The organism is Nostocoides sp., assembly GCF_035343835.1.
GTDB lineage: Bacteria > Actinomycetota > Actinomycetes > Actinomycetales > Dermatophilaceae > Nostocoides_A > Nostocoides_A vanveenii.
Genome location: NZ_DAOQZV010000135.1, coordinates 1 through 8,812, shown reverse-complemented (window position 1 = coordinate 8,812; position 8,812 = coordinate 1). Strand labels below are relative to the sequence as shown.

8 protein-coding genes are annotated in these 8,812 nt (G+C 70.2%); 4 read left to right on the top strand and 4 right to left on the bottom strand.

The genetic code is table 11. The features are described from left to right. Positions 1–103 precede the first annotated feature (103 nt). On the bottom strand, positions 104–391 hold the full coding sequence (locus tag PKH97_RS10475; protein ID WP_324387354.1) for a WhiB family transcriptional regulator: 288 nt from the start codon (positions 389–391) through the stop codon (positions 104–106). Positions 392–614: 223 nt separating this feature from the next. Between PKH97_RS10475 and guaB the strand changes: the two genes are divergently transcribed. Further along, positions 615–2,150 (top strand): IMP dehydrogenase, encoded by a 1,536-nt coding sequence (guaB, locus tag PKH97_RS10470; protein ID WP_324387353.1) that lies wholly within the window; start codon positions 615–617, stop codon positions 2,148–2,150. 43 nt (positions 2,151–2,193) lie between these two features. Here the strand turns inward: guaB and PKH97_RS10465 are convergent, their stop codons facing one another. Next, positions 2,194–2,601 (bottom strand): type II toxin-antitoxin system VapC family toxin, encoded by a 408-nt coding sequence (locus PKH97_RS10465; protein ID WP_324387352.1) that lies wholly within the window; start codon positions 2,599–2,601, stop codon positions 2,194–2,196. Between the two features lie 365 nt (positions 2,602–2,966). Between PKH97_RS10465 and PKH97_RS10460 the strand changes: the two genes are divergently transcribed. Continuing rightward, positions 2,967–4,088 carry a GuaB3 family IMP dehydrogenase-related protein gene (locus PKH97_RS10460; protein WP_324387351.1) on the top strand — a complete coding sequence of 374 codons (1,122 nt, stop codon included), beginning with the start codon at positions 2,967–2,969 and terminating at the stop codon, positions 4,086–4,088. 54 nt (positions 4,089–4,142) lie between these two features. On the opposite strand, the gene PKH97_RS10455 is transcribed toward PKH97_RS10460, so the two are convergent. Further along, a complete protein-coding gene (locus PKH97_RS10455) occupies positions 4,143–4,760 on the bottom strand; it encodes a hypothetical protein (protein ID WP_324387350.1) in 618 nt (205 codons plus the stop codon). 113 nt (positions 4,761–4,873) lie between these two features. Beyond that, positions 4,874–5,638 carry a hypothetical protein gene (locus PKH97_RS10450; RefSeq protein ID WP_324387349.1) on the bottom strand — a complete coding sequence of 255 codons (765 nt, stop codon included), beginning with the start codon at positions 5,636–5,638 and terminating at the stop codon, positions 4,874–4,876. Between the two features lie 91 nt (positions 5,639–5,729). Here PKH97_RS10450 and PKH97_RS10445 point away from each other — a divergent pair, with 91 nt between their 5' ends. Together PKH97_RS10445 and PKH97_RS10440 are read left to right on the top strand one after the other, a co-directional pair. Continuing rightward, positions 5,730–8,555 carry an AAA family ATPase gene (locus tag PKH97_RS10445; protein WP_324387348.1) on the top strand — a complete coding sequence of 942 codons (2,826 nt, stop codon included), beginning with the start codon at positions 5,730–5,732 and terminating at the stop codon, positions 8,553–8,555. 71 nt (positions 8,556–8,626) lie between these two features. Beyond that, positions 8,627–8,812, top strand: a 186-nt coding sequence (locus PKH97_RS10440) for a hypothetical protein (protein ID WP_324387347.1), incomplete at its 3' end; no start/stop codon positions are given.

The window sequence follows — 8,812 nt, the reverse complement described above, 5'->3', positions numbered from 1 at the left end:
CGCGGAGGCGGGCCAACCGGTGCCGGGCTGGCGCCAAGCGCTCCGGCGTGAGTGGGCCGCCCGCCAACGAGCGTCGGCCGCGCGGCGCTGACCCCGCCCGGGATCAGCTGGCCCGGCGGACCGACAGTCCGTGCTCCTCATAGAAGGCGAGACGCTCGTCCTCACTCATGCCGCCCCACACGCCATACGGCTCCCGGGCCGCGAGCGCATGGTCACGACACAACTGGAGCACGGGACACTGGGCGCAGACTTCCTTGGCGGCCAGATCGCGCAGCCGTCGCGCGGAGCCCCGTTCACCTTCCGGGTGGAAGAAAACCTCGGGATTGAGTCCACGGCACAGACCGGCGAACTGCCAATCCCAATCGGATGCGATCGGCGCGGGTGCCGTCATCAAATCCGTCACTGTTCACCCTCCTTCGGATCGGTTCCGGGGTCCTGGGAGTGAACTCCGACGTCGGTCACAGCGGGACGGTATGCCCCGATAGGGCGCCGTAGGGCAAGGCCTGAGTAAGGAGATGTTCAAGAAATGGTCAAGAAGCGAGGGCAGTGGTGGGGCCGGTGGGGCGGATGTGACGCTGTGCGGGACGCCCAGGAGGCCCAACTACCATGACGTCATGACGAGCGGCTCTTCCTCGATCGCGGCAACCGACGACACCGAGGGCCCGTTCGGGCTCCTCGGGCTGACCTATGACGATGTCCTTCTTTTGCCTGGCGAGTCCGATGTGATCCCCAGCGAGGTCGACACCACCTCTCGGCTGACCCGAGAACTCGACCTGCGCGTCCCGCTCATCTCGGCGGCGATGGACACCGTGACCGAGGCGCGGATGGCGATAGCGATGGCTCGGCAAGGCGGTATCGGCGTGCTCCACCGCAATCTCTCGATCGCCGACCAGGCCCATCAGGTCGACCTGGTCAAGCGCACCCAGACCGGCATGATCACCGACCCGATCACCATCGGCCCGGACGCCACCTTGGAGGACCTGGACGACCTGTGCGGCCAGTACCGCGTCTCCGGCCTGCCGGTGGTCGGCGTCGACAACGAGCTGCTCGGCATCATCACCAACCGCGACCTGCGCTTCACCCCGGTCGCCGAGTGGGCCAGCACCAAGGTCTCCGAGGTGATGACGCCGATGCCGCTGTTCACCGCGCCGGTCGGCATCGACCGCGAGGCGGCCACGGCGCTGCTGCGCCAGAACAAGCGCGAACGGCTGCCCCTGGTCGACGACCAGGGCCGCCTGGCCGGTCTGATCACCGTCAAGGACTTCGTGAAGTCCGAGCAGTTCCCGTATGCCAGCAAGGACGACCACGGCCGCCTGCTCGTCGGCGCCGCCGTCGGCTTCTTCGGGGATGCCTGGGAGCGCGCCGCCACCCTAGTCGAAGCGGGTGTCGACGTCTTGGTCGTCGACACCGCCAACGGCCACGCCCGCTTGATGCTGGAGATGATCGAGCGGCTCAAGCGCGACCCGGCGACTCGCAGCGCCCAGGTGATCGGCGGCAATATCGCGACCCGGGCCGGCGCCCAGGCGCTCATCGACGCCGGCGCGGATGCGGTCAAGGTCGGTGTCGGCCCCGGCTCCATCTGCACCACCCGCGTCGTCGCCGGCGTCGGCGTCCCCCAGATCACCGCGATCCACGAGGCGGCGAAGGCCTGCCGGCCGGCGGGCGTGCCGGTGATCGGCGACGGCGGCCTGCAGTATTCGGGGGACATCGCCAAGGCGCTGGTCGCCGGTGCGGACACGGTGATGATCGGCTCGCTCTTCGCCGGCTGCGAGGAGACGCCGGGGGACACCGTCTTCATCAACGGCAAGCAGTTCAAGGCCTATCGCGGGATGGGCTCGGTCGGGGCGATGAGCTCGCGCGGCAAGAAGTCCTACTCCAAGGACCGCTACTTCCAGGCCGATGTCACCAGCGACGACAAGATCGTGCCCGAGGGGATCGAGGGTCAGGTCGCCTATCGTGGTCCGGTCTCGCAGGTCGCGCACCAGTTGATCGGCGGCCTGCACCAGTCGATGTTCTATGTCGGGTCCCGGACCATTCCGGAGTTGCACGCCAAGGGTCGCTTCGTGCGGATCACGGCGGCGGGGCTGAAGGAGAGCCACCCGCACGACGTGCAGATGGTCGCCGAGGCCCCCAACTATCGCGGCCGCTGACCCACACCAAGGGCGAGACGACCCGCGCGTGCGCGCACGAGGCTCAGCCCGGGCGCGCCTCGACCCGGGCGTCGCGGACATCGGTATGCCGGAAGTCCTCGCCCGTGAACAGCAGGGGCTCGCTCGCGTCGATCGCCAGGGCACAGGACAGGCAATCGCCGAAGTTGAGCCGGCCCGGGTGCCCCGTCCCCTTGCCGAACCAGCCGTATGCCGCGCGCGCCAGCGCCGCGTGCCCGGCGGTCATCGCGACAACAGACACCCCGTGGTCGATGAGCACTGTGTCGAGATCGCCAGGCAGGCCGCCGGATCTGGCATCGAAAACGATGCCGGTCTCGAGATAGGTGCCCGCGGACACTTTCGGTGCCGGGTCACCTTCGATCAGGCGGCTGAACTTGGCGCCTTCGCTCTCGTCGAGCAGGATGGCGATCAGCGCCGAGGTGTCCACGATCACGCCGGGAACCCCGTCTCGGGATCGTAAAGGTCATCGGCGCGACGCCGGATCGCGGCGCGATCCTGCTCGGTCAGGTCGGCGTGGATGCGTTGAAGAGTTGCGTCGATGCGCGCTCGGCGATCCTCCTCGGCGGCACGGAGAATATGCGCTAAATAGCGCTTCGAGGGCGCTGGCGATCGCGCCGGTCTGTGTCTGCCCCGTGCGGACCGCGACCTCGCGGGCCAGCGCGCACACCTCTTCGTTCTTGATATTTAGGCTCATGGGTAGAGGTCTGCCTTTTCTGTCTACCAGGGTAGAAAGGCGCCACCGGACGTGGCCGCGGGCGGCGGGCGGACCGGCATACGGGGTGCTTGTAGCCTTGCGCGGTGACCGAGATCGAGATCGGCCGCGGCAAGCGCGGCAGGCGGGCCTACTCCCTCGACGAGATTGCCGTCGTGCCCTCGCGGCGCACGCGCGATCCCGAGGATGTCTCGACCAACTGGCAGATCGACGCCTATCACTTCGACATTCCGGTGCTGGCCGCCCCGATGGATTCGGTGATGTCGCCCAAGACGGCCATCGCACTCGGGGAGCTCGGTGGCCTCGGCGTGCTCGACCTCGAGGGCCTGTGGACGCGGTATGCCGATCCCGAGCCGCTGCTCGCCGAGATCGCCGGGCTCGCCCCTGAACTGGCCACCGCCCGGATGCAGCAGATCTATGCCGAGGACATCAAGCCCGAGTTGATCAGCGAGCGGCTGCGCGAGATCCGCAAGGCCGGGGTCACGGTGGCCGCCGCCTTGTCTCCGCAGCGCACGCAGCAATTCTGGAACTCGGTGCTGGAGAGCAATGTCGACATCTTCGTCATCCGGGGCACGACGGTCTCGGCCGAGCATGTCTCGAGCCAGGCGGAGCCGCTGAACCTCAAGCGGTTCATCTATGAACTCGAGGTGCCCGTCATCGTCGGCGGCGCGGCGAGCTATATGGCGGCACTTCACCTGATGCGCACCGGTGCCGCCGGCGTGCTCGTCGGCTTCGGTGGCGGGGCCGCCCAAACCACCCGCACCTCGCTCGGCATCCACGCCCCGATGGCGACGGCGATCGCCGATGTCGCGGCGGCGCGCCGGGACTATCTCGATGAGTCCGGTGGCCGGTATGTCCACGTGATCGCCGACGGCGGTATGGGCCGCGCCGGTGACATCGTCAAGGCGATCGCCTGCGGCGCGGACGCGGTGATGTTGGGCGCCGCCCTCGCGCGAGCGAGCGAGGCGCCCGGGAACGGGCACCACTGGGGGCCGGAGGCTCACCATGGTCAACTGCCTCGCGGCGAGCGGGTGGCGGTCGGGACCCTCGGGTCGCTGCAGGACATCCTCTATGGCCCGAGCCAGAGTGCCGATGGCAAGACCAACCTGATGGGCGCGCTGCGCCGGGCTATGGCGACCACCGGCTATACCGATGTCAAGGAGTTCCAGCGCATCGAGGTCGTGGTCGCGCCCGACGACCGCACCTGAGGCCGCGCCGCCCCGGTCGTGGCCAGGGCGGCGCGGCGCGAGTGACGGGTCAGGTCACGGGATCGACTTCAGCGGGCCGGCGGCCGCCGGGAAGTTGCGGGTGCTGAGGATCTGGACGCCCGCGTTGTGGTCGCCGTTGAAGGGGGTGGTGGCGCCCGCGCAGCCGGAGGCGGCGGCGTCGGCGGGGGAGTTGAACCACAGGCCGAGGTGGTACTGGTGGACCGGTGCGAAGGCTGGGTTCGCGGCGGCATCGCCGGCGTGCACGACCGGGGCCGGCGCGGCACCCGGGGCAACCGAGAAGGTCTCCTTGTTGAAGCGGCCGACGACGGTCACCTGGCCGGCGCCCCACGCATCGGTGTGCAGGTCGCTTTGGTACCACGAAATACCGAAGGGCGCGTCCGGCACCTGAGTGACGAACAGGTCGTAGTCGGCGTTGGGTCGCAGGCCGGTGGCCTTCAGGACGAGCTTCTCGGTGGTGCCCTGCTTGGTGACGACGACCGTGGCCTTTGCGCTGGGGAGGCAGGCGGCGGGTGTGCCATTCGAGCGGACCATGGTGAAGGTCTTGCCGACCGGAGCCTTGGCCGTCAGCGCCGACACGGCGCCGGTGGAGCCGAGGGTCAGGGCCAGGCTGGCTCCGCTGAGAGCGGCGGCGAGAGAGGTGGAGATGCGCATCGCAGTGCCTTTCGGATCGGGTCCGCCGGCGCTTCCGGCGGGCTGCGACCACAGTGCGCTCAGGAGGTTCGGGCGCGCATTGGGCGGCTACCTTAGATCCCCCGCTCCGGGACTTAGCGCAGGATCGCGCCGACCAACCCGCGGACGGATGATTCGGGCACTGCGGAGAAGCTGGGCGCGTCACCGGCCAGCGTCGCCATCAGCACCTTGCCTTCGGAACCCGTTGCGCAGTAGGCCGTTTCGACTCCCTTGACGCGGAGGGTCGCCTTGGGCGAGCCCGCGACGAGATACCGCACGAGGTATTGATCGACCGGGGCACCGTCGAGCGAAATGGGCACCACGACACAGCTCGCGCCGGTGACCCCGGCGACGCGGACGGCGGGAATCTTGCGCTGGCCCCAGGCGGTCAGGGCCAGGCTGTTGCCCGCCCGGGCGGCGACGCCGAGGACGACGACGTCGTTGCCGTCCTCGCCCGCGAAGGCGTCATTGCCATCCCCCGGCGACCAGATGGCGATGTCGTCGCCGTCCTCGCCGATCAGTGCGTCATTGCGGCCCGAGGACCCACCGTCGGGGCCCCCGACGAGGATGTCGGCGCCGCTGCCGCCGAGCAGGGTGTCGCTGCCGCGGCGGGCGATGAGCAGATCGTCGTTGTCCCGGCCGAACATCACGTCCGCGTTGTCCATGTGCTGCGCGACGCTCACGCCGGCGGGCTGGATGACGGGATTGGCGGCGTTGTCGTCGTCACGTCCGACGTGGACATCCTTAGCCGGCGTCCCGGGGTCGAAGACCGCCAGGCCGGGGTAGGCCGTGGCAAGGGCAATGCCGGTTGCGGTCAGCACGGCCGCGAGCAGATGCCGCGGGCGGGGGGGGATGGGCATGGCGGGCTCCTGACTATCGGCCGGGGCGGCTCGATCGACGATAGTGCCCACTAGGGTCGGCGTCAGCGGAATCCGCAAGGTCGGAGGTGTCATGGCGAGCGAGCTGCGCTTTGTCGGCCGTGACGCCGAGATCGCGGTGCTGCGAGCGGCGTTCGATGACAGTGCCGGCGGGCGGCCACGCGTGGTCGTCGTGCTGGGAGATCTGGGCGTCGGCAAGACCCGGCTGGTCACCGAGGCCCTGCGTGTGGTCCGCCCCGTGGTGCTGGCGGGCGCCTGTGCCCCGGTTGTTGGTGAGCCCCTGCCCTACGCGCCGCTCATCCAAGCGCTGCGTCGACTGGAGTCAAAGCCATCGGGACGCAAGGAGATCGAGCGATTCCCCGAATTGCGCCGGCTGATGGCGGGCGTGACGACGGCCGAGCCCACGGCCGGTGCGTCGGCGGCCATCGGGCCCCAATGGCGGCTTTATCAGGCCGTCCTCGGCCTGCTGCAGGCCCTCGGGCACGCCCGTCAGGTCGCGCTGATCGTCGACGATCTGCAGTGGGCCGACCAAGCCAGCCTTGACCTCTTGGCGCACCTGGCCATCAACCTCACCGACGAGCGGGTAGCGCTGGTCGTCACCAGTCGCACCGATCACGGGCAAGCGGGCGACGCTGCCCACCGGATGATCGGGGAACTGGGCCGGCTTCGGCAGACAGTCGTCATCGGGCTGGGCCCACTGACGGGTGCGGAAGCGATTCGCCTCGCCGGTGTGGCCGGGCCCGCGCTCGATCCCGCGCAAGTCGAGACCCTGGCGCAGCGCTCCGGCGGCAACCCCCTGCTCGCCGAGCAACTGGCCGACAGCACGACCGGCGCGTTCGCGATCCCTCCGACCGTCGAGGCGCTCTTCACGGCGCGGATCGCCGCGCTGCCCCCGCTCGCCCGCGACCTGGTGCACGCACTTGCCGTTGCCGGCGGCAGGGCTGATCTGGACGATTTGGTCGTGATGACGGATCGACCCCTGGAACAGGTGGAAGCGGCCGTCCGAGTTGCGTTCGACACGCACGTGCTGTGCCCTGCGGGACCAGGATTGGCTTTCCGGCATGCAGCGTGCGCGGAGGTGGCCTATGCCGACGCCTTGCCAAGCGAGCGGCGCCGCTTGCACGAGCGCGCGATGGGAGTCCTCGCGGGCCGCAGCGATGATGCGTCCGTGCTGGCGTTGGCGCGGCATACGGAAATGGCGCACGCCGAGACGGTGGCGATCACGGTTGCCGCGGCACGCGTGGCCGAGCATCGGTGGGCCTTCGCCGACGCGGGTCGGTGGTATGGCCGCGCCGAAGCGCTTCTCGACGCCGGCGCGGTTGCGGATCACGAGAGCTTGCCCGACCTGCGCCTCGCCGCGGCACGCGCCTACGGCTTGGCTGGTGCGTATGACCAGGCGCGGGCCGTGCTGAATCGGGCGCTCGTGCACGCCGGATCCGATACTGCGCGGGCGGACATCCTGTGGCGGTTGGGCGCGATCGATTTCGTCACCGGTGCCGGAGAGGCGGCGGACAGCGCTCTCGCACAAGCGCGTTCACTGCTCTCTGACGGCGATGAACAGGTGTCGATCCCCGTCCTCGCGTGGTCTGCGCGGGTGGCGGCCGCCTGGTCGCGCACCGATGACGCCGCCCGGTTCGGCGCAGCGGCGGTAACTCTGGCCGAGGCTGCCGGATCGGTGCGCTGGGCGGGCATCGCGCATAACGCCCTCGGGGTGGCGGCCGCGCTCGCCGGTGATCTGGCGACCGCGACCGACCACCTACAGGTGGCTCTGGCCAGCGCGCACGAGGGCGGCAGCGTCGACGATCTCGTCGCGGCCTATGTCAATCTCGGGAACGTCCTGGGCATGTCTGGCGATCCGTCGGGACAGTTCGCGGTGTGCGAGCAGGGCATCGAGGAACTCGGCCGGTGCGGCGTCCTGCGACACAGCGGGAGCGTGCTGATCGCCAACGCCGTCGAGGCGCTGATGCTCTTGGGGCGGTTGGAGGATGCCTACACACGCGGAGCTCACGGCATGGCCATCGCCCCCGACGGGTTGGTCAAGTCGCCTATCGCGATGCGGGCCGCGCAGGCCGCCGCCTGCGTCGGGCGCCTTGAGCAGGCGCGCGCCTGGGCCGACGAAGCCGCTCGGCTGATGCTCGACCGGGATGCGCCTGCGACCTGGCGGCTGGCCGTGGCCGAGGCTGGAACCGAGGTGGCCCTCTGGGCAGGCGAGCCCGAACGTGCCCTGGACGTGGCTCTGGCCAACCTGACGCAGGCCGAGGCCGCCGGCCTGGGCTACCCGGCTCGACTGATCGCGCTGGCCTGGCGTGCGCTGGGGGATGTGGTCACGGCCGGTGGCCGCCCGGACGGACCGGCCGCTGCGCTCCGTGCGCTGACCGAGCGGCGCCACGGCGAAGTGAGCGCGCTGGAGGCGGCTGAGAGGGGGCGGGCGGACGGCCATACGGATGTCGGCTCCTGGCAGCGGGCCGAGGCCACGATCCGCGGGCCGGTCGCGCAAGCATACGTTCACTGGCGGATCGCGGAAGCGACGCTCCGGTCGGAGACCGGGGTCGCGGCCGTGAGCGCCCTACGCACGGCCTACGCGAGTGCCACGAATGTCGGGTTGGTGCCCCTCATCGCTGAGGTCGAGTGCACGGCCCGGTGGTATCGGATCGACCTCAAGCCCAGCTCGGCCGCGACGGACGCGGCTGAGCCGCTGCCCGGACTGACCGCCCGTGAGCGCGAGATCCTCGACGACGTCGCAGCCGGCTGCACCAACGGCGAGATCGCGGCCCGCCACGGCATCAGCGTCAAGACGGCGAGCGTGCACGTGTCGAACATTCTGCGCAAGCTCGGTGTCCCGACCCGCCAGGACGCCGCCCGCATAGCGCACCGCCACGGACTGCCCTCCGCGCGATAGTCCCGGTCACGGACTCGGACCCACAGTCCGGGCCGCCGCTGGGCTCTACCGGCGAGTAATACCCTGGGGAGATGACGGCAACGCTGCAGACCCCGGATCTCGTCCCGGCTGATGCGACGCCCACCGGTGTGCCCGAGCGGGCTGAGATCCAGCGCCTGCTCGCGCACGCCGTTGCCGCCGCTAGCGCCGAGCGGCACGAGGTGCGCACGCCGATGACCGGCCGGCCGGTGGCCGACCTCCCGCTCGCGAGCGTCGCC

What these genes read in the sequence shown, in the direction of transcription:
- PKH97_RS10450 (WP_324387349.1), bottom strand. Translation starts at nt 5,638, where the DNA reads ATGCCCATCCCCCCCCGCCCGCGGCATCTGCTCGCGGCCGTGCTGACC.
- PKH97_RS10475 (WP_324387354.1), bottom strand. Translation starts at nt 391, where the DNA reads ATGACGGCACCCGCGCCGATCGCATCCGATTGGGATTGGCAGTTCGCC.
- guaB (WP_324387353.1), top strand. Translation starts at nt 615, where the DNA reads ATGACGAGCGGCTCTTCCTCGATCGCGGCAACCGACGACACCGAGGGC.
- PKH97_RS10445 (WP_324387348.1), top strand. Translation starts at nt 5,730, where the DNA reads ATGGCGAGCGAGCTGCGCTTTGTCGGCCGTGACGCCGAGATCGCGGTG.
- PKH97_RS10455 (WP_324387350.1), bottom strand. Translation starts at nt 4,760, where the DNA reads ATGCGCATCTCCACCTCTCTCGCCGCCGCTCTCAGCGGAGCCAGCCTG.